We start from the raw sequence: 19,607 nt of genomic DNA, 5'->3' as shown, positions 1-19,607 counted from the left end.
TTTAATGATCGGCTAAATGTTGCAATGCCCGGTAACTGGCATCAATCGTCCGTTCAATCTCTTCGTCGGTATGCGCATGCGAAACAAATGCAGCTTCAAATTGCGAAGGCGCCAGGTAAATCCCTGCCTCCAGCGAGGATTGAAAATAAGCAGCATAGCGTTGCTTGTCCGACTGCATCACATCATCAAAGGATTTAACCCCGCTCAGGTTCGTAAAAAACAAGGTCATCAGCGAACCGGCACGATTAACAACGCCGGGAATACCTGTTTTCTGCAAATTATTCCTGATGCCCTGTGCCAGCTTGCCGGCTTTTCTGTCAAGCTCCGTATAGATGGAAGGATTGTTGTTCAACGTTTCCAGCATCACGATACCGGCAGCCATCGCCAAAGGATTGCCCGACAATGTTCCCGCCTGATAAACGGGCCCTACCGGAGCCAGTTGCTGCATGATCTCTTTTTTCCCTCCGTAAGCGCCTACCGGCAGACCGCCGCCAATGATTTTCCCCAGCGTAGTCAGGTCAGGCACAATGCCAAAGTATTCCTGAGCGCCTCCTTTGGCCAGACGGAATCCCGTAATGACCTCGTCAAAAATCAAAAGGGCATGGTATCTCGTAGTTAGTTCGCGCAATCCCTTCAGGAAGGAAAGTTCCGGCAACACAACGCCCATGTTGCCCGCAACAGGCTCAACAATGACAGCGGCAATCTCGCCTGGATAGGCGTCAAACAATGCCTCCACCGACTGAATATTGTTATACTCGGCGGTCAGGGTATCTTTTGCAATGCTTTCCGTCACTCCAGGACTGTCCGGCAAACCTAATGTGACGGCTCCGGAGCCGGCTTTAATCAGAAAGCTATCGCCATGCCCATGGTAGCAGCCTGCAAACTTGATGATTTTATTCCTTTCCGTATAACCTCTGGCCAGACGAATAGCGCTCATGGTAGCTTCTGTTCCAGAGTTTACCATCCGCACCATTTCGACAGAAGGAACCATAGAAACAATCAGTTCCGCCATCCTTGTCTCCAACAGGGTCGGAGCTCCGTAACTGGTGCCGTCAAGGGCTTGCCTGCGTATTGTTTCCACAATTGGCTCGTAAGCATGTCCCAGAATCATGGGCCCCCAGGAACCGACGTAATCAATATAGGCGTTTCCGTCAATGTCAAAAACCTTTGAACCTTTGGCTTTTTCAATAAAGACCGGTTTGCCGCCGACGCTTTTAAACGCCCTTACCGGAGAATTCACTCCACCTGGAATCAGTTCACACGCTTTTTCGTAGGCAGAGAGGCTTTTCTTTTTATTCATCTTATGATAGATCTTATTTTCTGTTCAATATTTTGGCAATATCCTTGGCAAAATAAGTGATGACGAGATCCGCTCCTGCCCGCTTAATGGATGTGACAACTTCCAGCATGATACGCTCTTCGTCAATCCATCCATTAGCTCCGGCAGCCTTCACCATCGAAAACTCCCCGCTAACGTTATAGGCAACCACCGGAATATTGAACGTCGTTTTGGCACGGTAGATGATATCCATGTAGCTCATTGCCGGTTTCACCATAATCATATCGGCTCCCTCTTCAATGTCAAGCGCTATTTCGCGCATGGCTTCGTTACTGTTGGCAGGATTCATCTGATAGCTTTTCCTGTCGCCAAACTTCGGGGCTGATTCAGCAGCTTCGCGGAACGGGCCATAAAACGCGGAAGCAAATTTAGCGGCATAAGAGATGATCGGAGTATTGAAAAATCCGTTATCATCCAGTTCTTTGCGGATACGTTGTATCCTGCCGTCCATCATATCACTCGGAGCAATGACATCCGCTCCGGCTTTGGCAAGCGACAGGGACTGCATGGCAAGCGTTTCCAGCGTCAGATCGTTATCGACCTCTCCATTCACAACGGTTCCGCAATGGCCGTGCGTGGTATATTCGCAATTGCAAACATCAACAATAATCAGGATATCCTTGCCGAAACGCGCTCTCAGCGCCCTGATGGCCTGCTGCACGATACCATTATGTTCGCAGGCAACCAAACCTGTTTCATCTTTATGATCGGGGATTCCAAACAAAAGAACTGCTTTGACCCCATTTTCCAGGAGATCCTTGCATTCTTCCACCAACAGATCGACCGACATTTGATAGTTTCCGGGCATGGAATTAATCGGATTTTTTACGTTTTCTCCCGGACACACGAATAACGGCATAATCAGATCCGAAACATTCAGAGTGGTTTCTGTTACCATGTTACGAATGATTGGATTCATACGAAGTCTTCTCAGACGAGTTTGTGGAAATGACATAATAACTATATTTTATAGGGTTGATAAATAAGAATAAATTTCTTTGGCAAAGACAGCCCCGTCGGGTTTTGACGATACAAGCAGCGGTTGAATTCCCATTTCCGTAGCTTTGCGTGCAGTGGTCTTGCCAATGCATGCCATACGAAAATCCCCCCTGATCCCTGCCTGTTGCATGAAATGCATAAAGCTCTCTATAGCCGAAGGGCTCGTAAAGATAATCAAATCATACCGGTTTCCCTCAATCCGGGCTATAATTTCAGGAGGAATGATTGAAACATATCTTGTCTCATAAACATTCAGGCGGGTCACCACGTTATAGGACGAAAGCGACTGTTCCAACGTGTCAGGCGCCAGCGTCCCCAACGGAAGCAATATCTCTTGTCCGGTAATGTTTTGTTGCAGCAGCTCCTGCACAAAATCTTCCGACGTATTTCCCCGGCTTACATAAGAAGCCTGAATGCCATATTTTTGTAATTCAGCGGCTGTCTTATTCCCAATCGCAGCATAACGGACCTCCTCCCGGATATCTTTCCGGGTATTGCTTCCGGCAGCATATTCGAAGAAATAGCTTACCCCGTTTTTACTGGTAAAAATAATATATGTATAAGAAGCAATTTGTGAAAAAACCGAATGTTTCTCCGGGGATTCACGCGTAGGCATAATCTCAATCAACGGATAACGAATTATTTCCGCTCCCACTTGCTCCAGATGCGATGACAAGGAGTCATCATCAGCAAGAGGCTGGGTCAATATGACTATTTTGCCTGAAAGTGGCCGCATCAATTCTGCAATATAATTCCCTGCTCTTTTGCAAGCTTCATAACGGCATGTGCGGATGCAATGCCTAAATGTTCTGCTTCTGTCACCGGCGCCAGGCCGGTATAATAAACAATTTTCCCGGTAATATGATCTCCCGTCATGGTTCGCAGGCGGATGTTGCTTCCCTCAATCGTGGCATAAGCCGCCAGTGGGAACTTGCATCCTCCGCCGACGGTCAGCATGAAACTCCTTTCGGCAATGACGCTTGTCTCCGTTTCCGCATCATTGATGGCACGCAATATGTCATATGTCTCCCGATCGTCTTTCCGGCATTCGATGGCTAGTGCTCCCTGTCCTATAGCCGGAATGCAAACCTCTACCGGCAGATAGCCATTCTCGGGAATCACTTTTCCAATGCGTTTCAAACCGGCAGCAGCTACCACGATAGCATCATATTGTCCTTCGTTCAGTTTCCTGAGCCGCGTATCAATATTTCCGCGCAAGTCGGCATAGAGCGCCTCTTTTTTCTGTTGTTTCAGTTGCAATATCCGCCGGGGGCTTCCCGTACCAATGATGCAATGTTCGTCGAGTTGCCTGAAATCGCTGATAGAGTCGTCCCTCATCAGGATTACATCCCTCGGATCCTCCCGTTTCGGGAAAGAGGCCAGCGTCAATCCCTCCGGTTGAATACTCGGGACATCTTTCAGGCTGTGAATGGCAAAATCGGCTTTTCCTTCCAGCAGCGCCGTCTCAAGTTCTTTTACAAATACACCGGTGCCCCCGAAAGATGTAAGTGGAGTATCCGTTTGACGATCGCCATGCGTTGTGAATTTGATAATTTCAAAAGCATACTGGGGAAACCGCTCCTGAAGTAAACGGACTGTTTGCTCCGTTTGGGAAAATGCCAGTAAACTCGGACGGGAGGCAACCCTGTATTTCTTCATTGTTCTCTCTTTTTGAAACTTTGAATCTCTTCATTGATGGCCGTATCTACGCTCAACGTGTTTTTCAGCGCTTCCACGATGGTAACCATATCGTCCTTTGAAGTAACCGTCTTGATATTTTTCATGATTACCCGGATGAGCTTCTCCGAATAGGCATCCATCATCTCCTGTATCAGTCCCTGCTGAGTGTCGGTCATTGCCCCGAAAGTACTTTTATAATTCGCAATAGTACTTGTTTTCAATATATCCAGTTTACTTTTTATCTCATGCATCGTCGGCATGATGATCTGGGCATAATACCAGTTGTAATAATCTTCGGATACTTCGGAAATAATCTTCTCGGCCTGTTCAATTTCCATCTGCCGCTTCGAAACGTTGAGGTCAATCATCTGATTGATATCGTCGATGGAATACACCATGCAATTTTCAATCCGGTTAATAGCCGGATCGATGTTACGCGGCAACGAAAGGTCGATAAACATCTTGGTGCGGGTCGGATGGAGCTGCATCAGCTTTGCCACCTCTTCAAACTGTACGGTGTAATTTTCGGAAGCGGTCGAGACAATAATGACATCGGCCTCCTGAATAGCCTCGTAGCGCTTGTCGTATGCCGTTACCTTCCCATTGAACCGGACAGCCAACTCCTCCGCTTTCGTTAACGACCGGTTAGCAATGATGATGGAGCATCCGTTGAATTCCTGCAGGTTAGCTGCAGTGAGTCCGGCCATCTTGCCCGCCCCGATCAGCAACACATGAAAACGCTTTCTTTCGCTGAAAACCTTTTTGATCAGTTCCGTGGCGAGCGTGGCAACAGAAACTGTTCCTTGTCCAATAGCCGTTTCGCTACGGATGCGTTTCCCGGTGTTTATGGCACTTTGAAAAACCTTGTTCAGGTAGCTGTCTGTCGCGTTATTACTTTGTGCAGCATAATAGGAATCTCTCACCTGTCCCTGAATCTGGTATTCGCCAATCACCATCGAATCAATCCCGGATATCACCTTGAACAGGTGGTTGACAGCATTTTGACAGTTCTTTTTGTAAAGGAAAGGCGTAAGCGTTTCCCGGGGAATGGAATGGTAGCAGGATATAAAGTCGGTGATATCGTCAAAGCCGGCTTTTACATTTACCACCGATGCATAAATCTCCACACGGTTGCAGGTGGAGAGGATCACCGCCCCGCTAAGAGATGGATAAGCTTTCAGTAAGTCAAAGGATTTTGGTAACGTTTCATTAGGGAAATAACATCTCTCACGAATCTCAACATCTGCTGTCTTATGGTTTAACCCAACTACAATCAAGTGCATAAATTATCTCTTTTTCGTTATCTTGAATGGTTTCAAGATGCTATCCATCACAGCTTCGTATGCAGGATGAATGGACTACCTGTTGCTTTTATTCCCTTTCTTCCCAACGGTGAATCGTTATTGCATTGCCAAAACCATCATCTTTCTCCTGAACTTCCCTGGAGGGGAATTATGGCATGAGCGAATAAATGCAAGGTAATAAACCAATTACATCGCTATAGAAGAAAATAAAAGAAAGTTCAAAGTTAGCAAATATTTCCCAGAACATGGGAAAGTCCCGAGCCATATTTCCTTAATATATGCTTTGGCATCCCGCGCCGAAAAACAAATTCACCTCATGGAATATCTAACCCTACCTCCTCGGGTACTTCCCTTCATCAGGAGGGCAGAACAATCTGCCAAAGCAAGCAATGCTACCGTGGTTACCAAAACATTATGCTCAAGTGCTGTCCCCTTTGGTGAAAGGGGACGAGCAAAGCGGAGGGGTTGAAAAATCAATTGACAATGAAAATTTGAAGTCAGGAAACTATGAAATCACTGTTAAATTGCTGTCAACAGATTTCCTGGTTTTACACCTTCACTTTCAATCGCTGCTTTTTGGCTTCGGATTTTCAACTCTTGACTCTTTTCTTCAATCCCTGTCCAAAGAGGCTGTTGCACTAAGCAATTGGGTTTTGAAGAAGGATAAAAATGACTCTATTTTCGGTAAATCCATATCGGCACAATATTGGTTAATCGAAATAGTCAACTCACTTTCGTATGTACTGAATGCAATCTGAAAATAAGGCGGATATTTTATCGACCCATTAATAAAAGCATTTCTTATACGGACACCGTTAAACAATAACTCCTTGCTATCCAGAATGCCAGTGTTTGTAATTCCGATCAGAGGATTCGGAAAACTGGTTTTTATTCGTTTCTCAAAAGCTGCATAAGGATACCACCGCATAAGTGCATTCAAAAAATAAAAATTCTTCAATCCGGGATAATTCTTTTTTATCCGTCCCATGGCATCCCTTACCTTTTGTGTCGTTTCGATCATGTCATTCCCCAAATCCAAACCAATATTACACCATACAGAAGAAGAGAGATTGCAAAGGCCAATATGTTGTTTATCCTTAATATATCGACGTAAATCTATCGGACAGGAAAGAATGACAGGAAGAGAACCCGAAATTTCCAGTTCATGATCGATAGTCCTGTATACGGCTGCCATAAACAAGTCATTCAGGGTACAGCAGTTTGTTTTAGCAAAGGCTACCAGATGCTTCAACTCTTCTTCCGAAACCGTACGAATAAGAATATGGGGATGCATTGGCTGGCATTCATTGCCGAAAGGGATGCGAATCATTGGAGATTGTTTTTCCAAATAAAAAGGCGCTGTAATAACTTTCCGGTAATCCTTAATGGTCAAATCTGCATAAACCTGTCGATCTGATCTCTGAAGAAGGTAAGCGTAGTCCTTTGTATCTTTTTCTCCACTCATTGCCAGATTGTATTGATGGCATAATAAGTAGAGGAATTGTTTGAACCCCGCGCCATCGCAAACCATGTGGTTGAGCATAACACTAAGCGTATCATCACCATGACCGTTGTTACGCAAAAGTGTAACAGACAGTTGGGGGCCGGTAGTCTCATCAATCTTTTGCGTCATGATGGATTCGATACGTTTCTCAGCTTCTAATCCGGAAAGATGAACTTCTATAATGGAAAATAAATCATCTGTCGTACATTGATCCATCTCTTCCCACCGGGCATGCTTCTCATCGGTTACAAACCGGCAACGAATGATCGGGACAAGAATGCTTGTCTGCCAAATCGCTTTGCGTAATGCCTCCATATCCAGGAATCCTTCAAAGCGAATAACCCCGTGCAAGCAATGATCATTAAATGCTTCAAAGCCTTTTTGTATCTTATCCCATATTTCCGCTTTATAATGCTTCATCCGTTTTATTCGTCCATCATTTATTTTTTAATCCGCCACACTTGCAACAGCCCATTCTCCTCAGTCAATCCGTTTTCCCAGAATGATCAATCCTCTTTCCTGACCGTCAAGGTTGGCAATGTTGGGCAGGAGAGCCCACTCTTCAAATCCGAAATGCCGGAACAATTGCAAACTGGGTTCGTTATGGGAGAATATAAACGCGAGCAATGTCCTGACGCCAAAGTCCGGCGCTTTTTCAATGCAGTAACGGAGGATTTCCTTTCCCAGTCCTTTTCCCCGGTGAACTGCGTCCAGATAGATGCTGATTTCGACGGTTGCATCGTAGGCAGGCCGTCCATAAAAGGATTGAAAACTCACCCACCCGATCGTTTGCCGCTGTTCATCCTCCACCATCCAAAGAGGTCTTTTGTCCGGTTGATGTTCATCAAACCATTTTTGTCTGCTTTCCACAGTCACCGGTTCCGTGTCAGCAGTGACCATGCGTGAAGCAATGGTAGAGTTGTAAATCTCAACAATGATTGTCAAATCGGCATACGTTGCATCCCTGAATTGTAAGTCTGCCATAGGCTTTATGCTTTGAAGTTCTGCTCCGCGTTCCCGTTTATTTTTGGGAGGTTCAAATGTAGGCATTAAGCATAACCTGTGCAAATTCATCCTTTGTGTAAATATCGGGAAGAGGCGGCATTTCCAACATGAGGTTATTTTATTTTTATCCTTATGTCTATTAGTTTCAGAATCTCATTTATCCCGGTATTATCATCAATCTTTACATAGATCCATTTACCTTCATATATTGACTCAGTATCCTCAATGATTTGGATAATTCGTGTATCCAGGCCAGACACTAAAGCAAACGCTACCTGGTGTTTATTAAGGATTATCTGAACAGTTATGCCATTCTTGTCGGGATAGATGGCAACAACCGATTTGCCTGATTTGTTGAACCGCAATGCCCAACCATAATTCACTCCATAGAATTTCCAATCCCTTTTCAGATGCAATTCATGAGTCAGATACTGAAGTATCAGGAACCATACTTCCTGGGCTTTGCCAACCGTATCTTCAATTTCTGCATCGGTTGGCTGTGCATTCTTATTGATAAAAAATCCCTTACTCATTTTCTGCCATTAAATTAATTTATAGGTATTTCCATTCCTGTTCAATCATTCATTGGGTTCCCATTCAATGATCGCATTGATCTTAGCCAATACTTTGTTCCAATCCTTTTCATGAAGATTAAAATCATGATTTGTATCGACAAAAAACAATTCCACACTTGGACTAAGCCTGTATTTATCTCTTACTTCAAGCCCGCCATACTCATCTTTGTCTCCCTGAACAATCAGCATGGGTGTTTGTAAATTTGCCAGGTGCAGATAACGTTCCGGTTCATTGCCCTTGTCAGGATGTTTAAACGGATAACTCAGGCATATAATATGCTTAATATGCAGTTCATCGGCAATCAGGGATGAACATCGTCCTCCGGCAGATCGGGAGAGAATGACGATTTCGTTGTTGCCACTGATTTTCAAAAGCCTTTCTTTCAGTTTGCCGGCGCGAAGCTCAATGGATAAATTTCTTCTGGTCGATAAATACGCAAAATAGTTCCAATGGAAAAGACCATACAATAGCTGCGTCACGCGCAAGTTGATATTCCTGACAAAGCGGGGCAATCCATCGAACTTGTTTTCAAAGCTTCGGAGACGATACAATAGTTCGCCGGCCGGATCTTCCCATTGAATCTCGTAGGGTGTCTTTTTCAAATGATTGATAAGAATGTTATTCAGGGCATTATCCTTTTGCCAGTTATCTCTTTCAGTCAAATAGATGATTTTATTACCCATATCGCCTTATTGTTTTACGTTCGTTGTTAGTCTTGCCCTGTTCCCTGTTTTTCTGCTTCATCTGCTGAATTTCGGTTCAGACAATATGTACGGCATAACAATTCCGGTTCATAACATTATGATGTTTTGGCATAGACTATAAATTCGTGTCAACGTGGAGTTGAACCGATCACGGGAAACTTAATAATTGATATTCCCATATCCAATTTTTTTGTATTCTTTGGGTAGTTGCATGATAATTACTCCCTTTTCTTTTTCATCTTCATGTTTCTTTCTGATAAAATGATGATCATTGGTATTATTAGGCAAATAAATATATTCAATAGTGTCCACTTTGTAGCCATCCCAGCGGTATTTGTAAAGTGGTGCTCCATAACCATAACAAAGTCCTCTTATGATTTTTTCTTTAGATGAAAAGTTTGGATTGATAAACTCTATTTGTTTTGTAAAGTCCCCATTTGGTTTTTGTAGATAAACATCATAAATATCTCTCAAACAGCATCCTGAAATGGGATACCAGTGAAACAAAAAATCAAGCTTCCCATCTCCATTTACATCTTCAATAGTATCATTGACGTATGCGAGTGGATTCATGTCTTTTGAACAAACTTTCACAAAGTTATTGTCATGTAATTTGTAAATTTGGACACTGACCATATACGGCAACTTGATTTTAACAATTAAATATTCAAAAGACGGAGAGAAGATATGACCACACCGAATATCTAATGTATCTGAGTGCAAAACAAAGCTATCTTTATCTTTTTCATTATCAGCAATTTTTAGTGCTGATTGCAATGTCTTAATAAAATTGATACTGCCCTGATTGCATTGATGTTGTTCTTTAAGACTTTTTTCTGATAGTTTTTGATCAGGCTCACTTCTATAAATCTTATTTCCACTATTGCTTTGACTTTTCGATACTATTTTGGTATGTATAGAGACAAGGGATTTCCCAGCTACCAAATTATTGGTTGCCAATATAATTAGAAATAATATTGTGAATGTTTTTAATACTGTCATAACATTGATAGCTAACGTCTGATGGTATAATAAGCAAGGAATTGCGGGTGATTTCTTATCAAGGTATACGAAAAGCTGAAACGGGTTACAAACCTACGCTGCCGCACGAATCCTTTCGTGTGGCAAACCAATCTATTCTACTTATAATCTTATCCCTTTTTCTACTTCCCACGCGATGGGAATCGCGCGGGCAATGTCATTAAGTTAAGGCCATCAGAAAGTATTTTTATTGTTTTTCAGCAACTTCGGTTTACCTCTTTTTCTGTATTTGTCAGTATCTCTCTCAAATCTTCTATTTGGTCGTATTGGTATCGTGTGTTTTTTAAACAACGATTTGAGTTCTGATACTATTTCAGTCATGTCTTTGTCCGAGAAAAACAATAAAATTATCCTGTCTTTGAGAAAGCCGTATGATAAATTGCTATTGACTTTGTATTGATATTGATATTTGGTTGATTCTTTGGCTAATTCATCGTTTATTTCTCCAACGATTAAACTCTGAACGTTTGATACAAATAAGGCTGCATAAAAATCCTGCAATATACAATGCTCTGAATAGCCTGAAAAATGCTCAATTTTTATTTTGTTCTTCAATTCATCGTAAAACGTTTCGATTCCCCATCTTAAAAAATACAGTTCTTTAAATAGAAAGTTTGGATATTTTTGTGTGTCAAACAAAGAGGTTATCAGTATTTCTGCTTCTCCATCAGGTAGTTCAACCCGAACCAGCCGGACATCTTTGAATGTATTTTTCGAATACGGCTTATCTGAAAGTTTTATGTTCTTTCCAGGTTGCATTCGAGCAATAGCTGACGGTAGTCCACTCTGGTAAAATTCACGAGTAAGGTTACTGAAATCAGCTTTAACCCGAATGAGAAAATCTACTCCTTTTTCAAAATGCTCATAAATCAAATTGAAAGAAGGATAACCTCTATCGTAAATAATCAAGTCGTTAGCTTTTGCAAAAACCAAATGATTCAACGCCAAAACACTCTCCCCAGTTGACAGTGGAGCTAAAACACCATCCAGGACAAACCGATTCAAAACATCGTACAATACCGATATTCTGGCCTGTACCACCCCGGTTTCAGATTGATTTCTGGTCTTACCATAAATGCTTTCCAACTCCTGAGTATCGGGCAAAACCAATCTTGACCCATCAATAGCCAACAACCTAAATCCATTCCAGAGCTTTATAGATGCATCATTGTCTGTATAAAACTCCTCAATCAAACTATCTGAAAGTGACTTAAATACTTCGGGCTTTATCTTTTTACGATACTGTACAAAAGCACTTTTTGTAATACCATTTATCGAAGCACCAGGCATATTGTACTTTATGAAACTAATAAAGTTAGCTATCTCAACCGAAAGACTTTTCGTGAGAAAATTTATCATAAAGACAATGGTGCTGTGAAATGATTGCTTCCTGTTTCTTGTAAAATCTGTCTCTAACATTCTGAACTTTAAAACTATTTCCTGCGAAAATACTCTTTTCCTTATCAGTTCCAATATACTTTCCGGCGTTTTTTTTCATGATAATAACTATTTGATTATGAAACAAATATACGAAAAATAACTCATATACACAAGCGTTTATTGTTGATAATCAGATAATTATATCGCTAACTTAATGACATTGATCGCGCGGGAGCAGAGGCCATTCTTTTTCTGTAATGTTATTGGCTCGGATTACAAATTTGCGTCAACGTAATTGTTATTCATTTTCGAAATTATACAAATCTCCGCTTTTACCATTGCATCTGATAAAAATCTGTTTAGGAATTCCATGTTTCAAATCAATTCTTGTTTTAATCGACTTATCACACTCTGCCTTGTTCTTAAATATCAAAATTCCATTTTCAAGTCTAGTAGGTAATTCATCAATATCATATACATAGTAGTTTCCTAAATATTGATTTTTAGCATTATAAATTAGAATTCTATTTGTGGCATGCTTTGCGGGTCCCCAAAGCAATACAGAAGTTGTCCATGCCTGAAATAAGTTGACCACTTTAGAGTAACAAAAACAACTAAAAAGTGAAACAACATGGCACGACCAGATCAATTAAAAATGAGTACAGCCGAACGTCGTCGGCGTAAATTCAGTGACAATTTCAAGATTCAAAAAGTTCGGGAAATTGAAACGGGACAAACCAAAGTATCAGAGATTTGTTCTCAGTATCAGGTTGCTTATAAAAATGTCTATCTTTGGATAGATAAATTTGGCAGCATGAAAAAGGACAAAGGAGAACGTATGATTGTCGAAACCCAGAGTGACACCCGTCAACTTATTGAACTCAAGAAACGGATATCTGAACTTGAACGCATCATTGGTCAAAAGCAAATACTCATTGATTTTCAGGATAAGATGATAGAGTTAGCAGAAGAAACCTATGGAGTGGATATTAAAAAAAAATTCTTTTCCACACCATCCAGTACTTCTGGGCAAACCGGAAAGTGATGGCTTACAGCTTAAACAAACTCTATCAAAGTATCGGAGTAAGCAAACAGGCTTTTCATCAGCGCATGGACAGATACCTGCAAGAACGCTCTATTGAAGAACAAATTCTAATGTTAGTATATCGTGTCCGTGAGGATCATCCTACGATGGGATTACGCGATATGTATTTCAAAATAGCTCCCATTGATATGGGCAGGGATCGTTTTGAAATACTTTGTAAGGAATCCGGCTTAATGGTGGAGCGCACACATAACTTGCGAAAAACCACCGATAGTTCGGGTGTAATCCGGTTTGATAATCTGCTGATCGGATTGGTTATTAATAAACCCAATCAGGTTTGGCAAAGTGATATTACTTACTTTGATCTCAACGGAAAGTTTTATTACATAACCTTTATCATGGACGCTTTCTCCAGAGTAATTGTGGGTCATGCCATTTCACAACGATTAAAGACCGAACAAACTACTTTGCCTGCTTTACAAAAAGCAATCAAATCCCGCATGGATTTGAATATATGTATTCATGCGCTTATTTTTCATTCTGACGGAGGTGGGCAGTATTATGATAAAGATTTCCTGAAACTGACTGAAAAATACAAAATCAGAAACAGTATGTGTCAATATCCCTGGGAGAATGGAAAAGCTGAACGCATTAACGGCATTATTAAAAACAACTATCTAATTCATAGAGTTATCAATTCTTTCGAACAATTACAGATAGAGGTTGACCGAAGTGTGTTTCTTTACAATACCCAAAAACCGCATAGTAAGTTACAACGAAAAAGTCCAAAGCAGTTCGAAAATGAATATTTTTGTATGGCTAATTATACTGAACATGTAAACACTGACTCTAAGGAGTCAAATTGTTGATAACGAGAATAACTTTCTTGACGCTTCGCTAAAAGTTATTGCCCATTATCAACAATAGTTGCATTATCATCATTTTGTTCTGAAAGTATAGATGAAAAAAATAGGTAACAAAACGGTCAACGATATTCAGGCATGGACAAGTCATAACCTTATACTTTTCACCATTGTCTGCAAGAACTTGTCCCAGATATTTAATATGAGCTTCATCTCCTTTTTTTTCAGTCCATTTTCCAAATACAAAAACACTATCAACAATGTTACTTTCTAATACTTTTTTCCTAATTAAGGGTTCATCAACTTGTCCAAAAGCCAAATTGCAATAAAATATTCCTAATATGACGATTATATGTCGCATAAGTGTTTTTGTAAACTTGCCCCCAACATCTTTATTCCGCTGATAAAATCATCCTTTAGCATCCTCTTTTGACTCAAATTACAAATTTGCGCCAGCGGGGGATGTCTTTATATTCATTTCTTGTAAAAACATCTACCCATGCAAGAACAGCTCAACTTACAAAATATACTCCTTCCGGATTGAGAAACTTATAATTTCTACTCATATTATATATGTTTCTATTGCTCTTGCAGACCAAACCACAGATTATAAATCTGCGGCAGCAGGAGCTCAGGTAATATTCTTGCTTAAATCATCTGTCTTCATCCGCCTGTTTATCCTATCTGCTTTGTGATACCCCACTAAAACGGGTCGCTTTCTCTATAAATGCTTTTCTTCTCCACCCTCGTTGAACAAACTTTCCTTATCGGGAATACGGTTCAACCCTACGCTTCCTTGCTGGGTCGTCCCGACCGCAGGAAGCCTAAGTATTGTGCGCAGAAATTTTTATATCTTGATACCTGTCAAATTTATAATTAGTCAACTTTTTAATTCTCTTTCCGATATATTTAGACGTTAATATATGGCAAATCCTGTGATTTGATGGTCCCCCAAAATACATTCCTATTATTTGGCTATTTGAGTTTATCACTGGACAACCGCTTGAACCATGATGCGCAGTATTTCTTAAAGTTAAAACATTGTTGTATTTCTTTTTATTTTCAATCGATAATTCTTCTTTCTGATAATCGTTTAAATCATTAGAAATCACCGCAAAACGATTGACAATCACGGTCTCAAGTGTATCTGGTTGAATTTGTATTAAATTTAATGTCCCGTTGGCATTCATTTGAAATCTATTTTCAGTTCCAACAAAAACATATCCGGTTATTTTTTGAATAGTATTTATCAAAGGCCTTTTTCGTTTTAAAATATAGTAATTATCAGAATTGTAATCCATTTTCCCTATTGCCAAATCCTTATAAACTGACCCTTTTTGTTGTTCGGTATTTTTATATTCAAAGTTCAAAGATATAATTGAAATCAAATTAGCATTATCAGAGGGAAATGCACAGAAGAATCTTTCACACGGGTTTTCAATCCCATTAAATACATGACATGCACTGATAAATAATCCATCAGAACTAATCAAAAAACCAGTTCCTTTATGACTATATGAACTGTCTTCATTTTTAATCAATATGGAAAATAATTTATCCACGAAGCGTTTTTTTTATTTTGCACATAACGGAAAATTGTATGAGTAGTGACTGATTGCGTGGCGCTTTCCTGTCAAACCGCTACGCAGTTTGAACGGGCTACAAACCTTGATATTTACCACATCGCCTGCCTTTACTTATACAAAATGTTGCCAGTAGTACTTTATCTATATTTTCTAATTCCTTCATCGGTTAATCCTATCTCAAATGCTAATGAAAACACATCTCGGTCTGCTTCTAACTCATTCCAAGCATCTTGCATTAAGCTCATTTCAACACGGTCAAGGTCGAATAATTCATCATACTTGGTTGCTTGGTTAATAATTTTCTTTTGATTATCACAGTTAAGCAATGTCGATAAAATCTTTTGCTTAATCCCATCTATTATCTCTCTGTCTTGCTCAGAATGGTCTTTTGGTGAATAAACTAACTCAAGATTTGCAAGAATGCCATTAATTACTTCTTGTTCTCTGATGTTTTTTTCTGTAGCAATTTGTTTAATCTTTTTTTCAAGTTCGTTGATGTCCATAGGTTTTATAGTTTAATTTATTATTTCTGTGTCTTCTCCATCTGTCGCCAAAATGAATATTACAATTTCAGAAACTGTACCCACAATCAATTTAGCATATTTTGATTCCAACATTTGAAAATCAGATTCTTTACCATGTCCTGAACCATAAGCATTTCTTAATTCTGCTACTCCATTTATTAAAGTAGTTATTCCTTTTAAAATCTGTTTTACAGATGTGTCAGCCTTATCTGGATTTGTTGCTTTCTTGGGTTTAAAGTCTAATATGTCAGAAGTCTCTTTAAAAAGTTTACCTAAATTCCAGTTAGGGTCACTTTCTTTTCCATGTTTTTTAAGAATCGATTTGCATGCAGTTTCAATTAATTCTTTAGCTGTCCCAATTGCTAAATCAGTATCACTTGACACAGCTTCATTCATTAGATTAATTTTATTGTTTACATATTCTGTATTCAAATATTTTTTAATCTCCGCTTTCTTTGCCACCAAATGTGATTTGCCTATAATCTTTTGCCGCCCCTCAAATACAGGTTTACCAGAAATCTCGCTGACTTGAATTATTTCAAAACCATCATTTTCAAGATGCTTATTATATATTTCTTGTATTTGAAGAACTTGATTGTCATCTCCCCTTACAGCAGGATGTATAGTTTCTACCAAAAACTTTAAATATTCCTCATCAGATGAGTGCATTAGATTAAATCTTGTATCAGTAAATACCCAATCAGATTCCCAATCATTATTCATTACCATATGTTGATAAATATCATCGTAAGCATTGGTATATCGGTAATCTCTTGATGGCATCTTCTTTAAATCATAAATGCGACTTAAGAAATCAGGTTCACCTAATCTGCCGTTATACCAAATTTTTGCTGCTATAAGCTCATCAGCAATGTTTCTGCGAGTAATATTAGTAATTAGGTTCATGAATGATATATAATGTACTGATATTTAAGACTAAATTATTTTCATTTGAAATAAACAGACTTATCCAACTGTCGATACAAAAATGAAATAAGACTTAGTATGTCCAAACAATCCTGCTTATCTATAGGCCATGAAATTGCTGGCTCATGTGCAGTTGGATTTCTTATTGCGCTCATTAAACCCCCTGAAAGAAATTTTATTCCATCTTGATAATCCTTGTCTGTTTGGGATTCGCATTTGGTAATTTTCAAAACTCCATTTTCACAGCCCCAAACATTTAACATCAAAGGCTGACCATCCTTATCACAACGTGATTTTTCTTTAACATCTTTGTTAAATGCCTTTGCAGCTTCAAACACAGCATGAAAGTAATTTCCTTGAATAAAAAGTTTCTGTGAATGTTTTATTACATTTGAGTGAAAATTCCTTTTCAAGAATTCGTCTAAGTTATCTTTGTGCAATAGACTATATGGACAATTATTTTTCTCTAAGAAATCAATGGTGCTTCTTTTAAATTCATCAGGAGTGAGTTCGAGACAAAAGTTTATTAGCCTTTTTGTTCTCTCAGAATTTTCTAAAGGAGTCTTGGCTAATGTCATAATCCAGTTGTACAAAGACTGAGCTCTTACAGATGTAATAGAAGAATTAGGGAAGTTTTCTTTGTTAACTCTCAATATAGATTGACCAATTCTATCAATTTCATTTACAGAGGTGGAATATTTCAAAGAATCACCAATCTGAGTCGCAATGTGTCTATAGTTTATCTCGCTCATATATTTTGAGTTATGTCTTTTTTTGCATTGATGCTAACGGTAAATTGTATGAGTAGTGGCAGATTGCGTGGTAATTCCCTGTCAAGCCGTTATACAGTTTGAGTGGATTACAAACCATGATATTTAGCACTTTACCTGCCATTCCTTATACAAAATGTTAGCGGCTGGGTTTTATAGATTTAAAAATACTACATCAAAGTTTATCGCAAATGCAATATTATATGAAGTACATTCAGTTAATATGTCATGGCTAAAATTTGTCGTCCCTGCTTGGTAATAATCATTAACATTACTTGAAAAGAAAATCACATTTTCAAGTTCAGATGCTGCATCAATTTTATCTGCTAAAGATATACAGGTTGACCATATTGCCGCATCTTTATATTCTCCTTTTCTACGCAATGGCGTTTTCTTCTGTACAATCCTATCAAGCCATACAGTTGCAATCTCATCTTTCTGTATAAAAACTGTTTTTTGAATGATTTCATCAACTATGTTTATCAGATACCTTTCAATGTTATATGAGACAGTATTAATATGACTATAACCAGTTTGTGAGCTAGTAAAGAAGTTTACTATTTCCATTATAGATTCATATTGTTCGGAGTTTTTTTTAATAATCTCTTTTGATTCCGTTATTGTTGAAGATTCATGGTCATTAAACTCTTTAATAGTTATTTCAGATGCAACAGAATAGACTCTATCATTTACAATTTCTTTATGTATTTTTATCAGACTGGCTAATGATGCAGAATTATTATCACGTGGAAATCTAATAATATCCAATAAAGCACATGTATCCCAAAAGATTATCTTTTTTCTGTCTCCAATTACGGTTAGACTGAAGTCATCTATTAATTCAATCGTTGATGCTAAAATTTGAGTCATAATAGTTAAGTAAATCCATTGAATATTCATAATCGAGACCCAAATCCCATGCTTTGTCATCGCTCCAACCTTCATCATCTTTTAGCCATCTAACTAACTCCTCAACACCTAATTCTGATTTAAGCTTGTGTGCTAAACAAATGAATTCTTTCCATTTCTCAGAGTCCATTTGGCGAGAATGTCCTGTTGATTTATTTGCAGCTAATGAAAACTTTTTTAAAGCTCTAGCAACTTCTTCTCCTGCAAGTTTTTCAATTGATTTCTCTGATTCTGTATAAACAATCTCAAATTCTAATTTTTCAATTTCTTGTTCAATGAAAAGTTTGTAAAACTGCTGTAAGATATAATTATACTCTGAAAAGGATAAGCTACCTGTTTTTATAGGTACAATATTAAATACATCCAGAGTACTTTTCCATTGACCAAGCCATACATATGCTTGAATTTCTTTATCTGATATCTTTATTTTAGGAGACATCAAACAAATTACTTTCTTTTCATTTTCTCCTAAATTCTTCCTGTAGTTTTCAACAAAATCATTCTTAACAGTCCAATCACTGTTATTTGCTTTCTCCCTTATCCGAGAAATTAGTAAATCAATACTCTCTGGATTTTTGGGTTTGAGTTTTAAATCTTGGAATACTTCCATAATTATTTTTTTATCAAATCTACTATTATTCTAGTTACGATGTACTCTCAACCTAACATCTTAGTGTTTTATTCATCATTTTCGTGCACCATAGTTATGGAAAAGAAATTAAGTTTCAAATTTTTACGACCATTATTTAATGTGCAAAAGAAAATAGTGAATCAAACATTCCTCTATGCGCCTGAGTTGTGTATATATCCGCCTTATTTGTAATTTGAATACAAACAACGCTCAAATTAATCTTCTTTCCCCTCTCCGTTTGCCCAACATTAGGCATATAAATCGTAATGATAACTTATTTTCCTCTTTTTCCAATGTCCGCTTCAAATGTAAACAATTATTTTTAATCTAACAGCAAAAAATATCAATCAGTTATCAACATTTGATATAATGGGAGCAGATGGGTATAAGGGAGTACAATAAGAGGAGCCGGGGTGTTGTGCTGTAAAGAGCATGAAAAGAGGGATGTTTGCCCTGTGCAGGTGTCCGCTGCCTGCACGCAGGCAACAAAAAGTAAAATACAAAATAGCTTCATATTGTTCTTATTTGCATATATAATCTTCGTCAATCTTTACACTAAATGATTATTCTGTGAAATATTTGATACAAAATGTTGGCAACACCAATTTCTTTACTTAGTTTTGTGTCGAAATATTTAACAGGCTTAATTTATGATGAAGAATTTGCATTCTCAACCCCGCCCGCTTCGCTCGTCCCCTTTCACCAAAAGGGACAACACGTGAGCATGATGTTTTGGCAACTATGGCAGCTTTTTCCTGATCGTCATATTGTTTTGCCCTTCTGATGAAGGGAAGTACCCCTGGGTGGTAGGGTTAGGCAT

The 19,607-nt window shown here is 38.8% G+C and carries 20 protein-coding genes; 2 read left to right on the top strand and 18 right to left on the bottom strand.

The window, feature by feature from the left end; translation table 11 throughout:
• Position 1 precedes the first annotated feature (1 nt).
• The 11 genes from hemL to FHX64_RS01290 all read right to left on the bottom strand — a co-directional run bounded on the left by hemL (position 2) and on the right by FHX64_RS01290 (position 11,571).
• Entirely contained in the window at positions 2 to 1,300 is a 1,299-nt protein-coding gene (hemL, locus tag FHX64_RS01340; RefSeq protein ID WP_183412058.1) for a glutamate-1-semialdehyde 2,1-aminomutase, read from the bottom strand.
• Between the two features lie 13 nt (positions 1,301 to 1,313).
• Complete coding sequence (hemB, locus tag FHX64_RS01335) at positions 1,314 to 2,294, bottom strand: porphobilinogen synthase (protein ID WP_183412057.1); 981 nt, start codon at positions 2,292 to 2,294, stop codon at positions 1,314 to 1,316.
• Between the two features lie 12 nt (positions 2,295 to 2,306).
• A complete protein-coding gene (locus tag FHX64_RS01330; RefSeq protein ID WP_183412056.1) occupies positions 2,307 to 3,074 on the bottom strand; it encodes a uroporphyrinogen-III synthase in 768 nt (255 codons plus the stop codon).
• A complete protein-coding gene (gene hemC, locus FHX64_RS01325; RefSeq protein WP_183412055.1) occupies positions 3,074 to 3,997 on the bottom strand; it encodes a hydroxymethylbilane synthase in 924 nt (307 codons plus the stop codon). Before hemC ends, FHX64_RS01330 begins: the two co-directional genes overlap by 1 nt.
• Positions 3,994 to 5,301, bottom strand: coding sequence for a glutamyl-tRNA reductase (hemA, locus tag FHX64_RS01320; protein WP_183412054.1), 1,308 nt, complete (start codon positions 5,299 to 5,301; stop codon positions 3,994 to 3,996). The genes hemC and hemA overlap by 4 nt, the downstream gene beginning before the upstream one ends.
• Positions 5,302 to 5,932: 631 nt before the next feature.
• Entirely contained in the window at positions 5,933 to 7,246 is a 1,314-nt protein-coding gene (locus FHX64_RS01315) for a hypothetical protein (protein ID WP_183412053.1), read from the bottom strand.
• A 60-nt stretch (positions 7,247 to 7,306) separates the two neighbouring features.
• Positions 7,307 to 7,810: a GNAT family N-acetyltransferase gene (locus tag FHX64_RS01310; protein ID WP_183412052.1), complete on the bottom strand. Its 504-nt coding sequence runs from the start codon at positions 7,808 to 7,810 to the stop codon at positions 7,307 to 7,309.
• A 134-nt stretch (positions 7,811 to 7,944) separates the two neighbouring features.
• Positions 7,945 to 8,364: a DUF3788 family protein gene (locus tag FHX64_RS01305; protein WP_183412051.1), complete on the bottom strand. Its 420-nt coding sequence runs from the start codon at positions 8,362 to 8,364 to the stop codon at positions 7,945 to 7,947.
• A 45-nt stretch (positions 8,365 to 8,409) separates the two neighbouring features.
• Positions 8,410 to 9,090, bottom strand: a complete 681-nt coding sequence (locus tag FHX64_RS01300) for an alpha/beta family hydrolase (protein WP_183412050.1) — start codon at positions 9,088 to 9,090, stop codon at positions 8,410 to 8,412.
• 180 nt (positions 9,091 to 9,270) lie between these two features.
• On the bottom strand, positions 9,271 to 10,113 hold the full coding sequence (locus FHX64_RS01295) for a hypothetical protein (RefSeq protein ID WP_183412049.1): 843 nt from the start codon (positions 10,111 to 10,113) through the stop codon (positions 9,271 to 9,273).
• Between the two features lie 213 nt (positions 10,114 to 10,326).
• Positions 10,327 to 11,571: an IS4 family transposase gene (locus FHX64_RS01290; protein ID WP_183412048.1), complete on the bottom strand. Its 1,245-nt coding sequence runs from the start codon at positions 11,569 to 11,571 to the stop codon at positions 10,327 to 10,329.
• Positions 11,572 to 12,163: 592 nt separating this feature from the next.
• Here FHX64_RS01290 and FHX64_RS01285 point away from each other — a divergent pair.
• Positions 12,164 to 12,577 carry a transposase gene (locus FHX64_RS01285; protein ID WP_183412047.1) on the top strand — a complete coding sequence of 138 codons (414 nt, stop codon included), beginning with the start codon at positions 12,164 to 12,166 and terminating at the stop codon, positions 12,575 to 12,577.
• Positions 12,577 to 13,446 carry an IS3 family transposase gene (locus FHX64_RS01280; RefSeq protein ID WP_183412046.1) on the top strand — a complete coding sequence of 290 codons (870 nt, stop codon included), beginning with the start codon at positions 12,577 to 12,579 and terminating at the stop codon, positions 13,444 to 13,446. Before FHX64_RS01285 ends, FHX64_RS01280 begins: the two co-directional genes overlap by 1 nt.
• A gap of 28 nt (positions 13,447 to 13,474) precedes the next feature.
• On the opposite strand, the gene FHX64_RS01275 is transcribed toward FHX64_RS01280, so the two are convergent.
• From FHX64_RS01275 to FHX64_RS01245, 7 genes are all read right to left on the bottom strand, one after another.
• The gene (locus FHX64_RS01275; RefSeq protein ID WP_183412045.1) at positions 13,475 to 13,801 is read right to left on the bottom strand and encodes a hypothetical protein; all 327 of its coding nucleotides are present in this window, start codon (positions 13,799 to 13,801) and stop codon (positions 13,475 to 13,477) included.
• A gap of 463 nt (positions 13,802 to 14,264) precedes the next feature.
• Positions 14,265 to 15,002 (bottom strand): trypsin-like peptidase domain-containing protein, encoded by a 738-nt coding sequence (locus FHX64_RS01270; RefSeq protein ID WP_183412044.1) that lies wholly within the window; start codon positions 15,000 to 15,002, stop codon positions 14,265 to 14,267.
• A 161-nt stretch (positions 15,003 to 15,163) separates the two neighbouring features.
• Positions 15,164 to 15,529 (bottom strand): hypothetical protein, encoded by a 366-nt coding sequence (locus tag FHX64_RS01265; RefSeq protein ID WP_183412043.1) that lies wholly within the window; start codon positions 15,527 to 15,529, stop codon positions 15,164 to 15,166.
• 12 nt (positions 15,530 to 15,541) lie between these two features.
• Entirely contained in the window at positions 15,542 to 16,456 is a 915-nt protein-coding gene (locus FHX64_RS01260; protein WP_183412042.1) for an abortive infection family protein, read from the bottom strand.
• Between the two features lie 41 nt (positions 16,457 to 16,497).
• The gene (locus tag FHX64_RS01255) at positions 16,498 to 17,229 is read right to left on the bottom strand and encodes a TIGR02391 family protein (RefSeq protein WP_221202114.1); all 732 of its coding nucleotides are present in this window, start codon (positions 17,227 to 17,229) and stop codon (positions 16,498 to 16,500) included.
• A 171-nt stretch (positions 17,230 to 17,400) separates the two neighbouring features.
• Entirely contained in the window at positions 17,401 to 18,117 is a 717-nt protein-coding gene (locus FHX64_RS01250) for a PIN domain-containing protein (protein ID WP_183412041.1), read from the bottom strand.
• Complete coding sequence (locus FHX64_RS01245) at positions 18,089 to 18,766, bottom strand: hypothetical protein (protein ID WP_183412040.1); 678 nt, start codon at positions 18,764 to 18,766, stop codon at positions 18,089 to 18,091. The genes FHX64_RS01250 and FHX64_RS01245 overlap by 29 nt, the downstream gene beginning before the upstream one ends.
• Positions 18,767 to 19,607: the final 841 nt, after the last annotated feature.

It is taken from the genome of Microbacter margulisiae (assembly GCF_014192515.1).
Classification (GTDB): domain Bacteria; phylum Bacteroidota; class Bacteroidia; order Bacteroidales; family Paludibacteraceae; genus Microbacter; species Microbacter margulisiae.
Note: the sequence above shows the minus strand (reverse complement) of the source record. Positions and strands in the feature narration are given on the sequence as shown.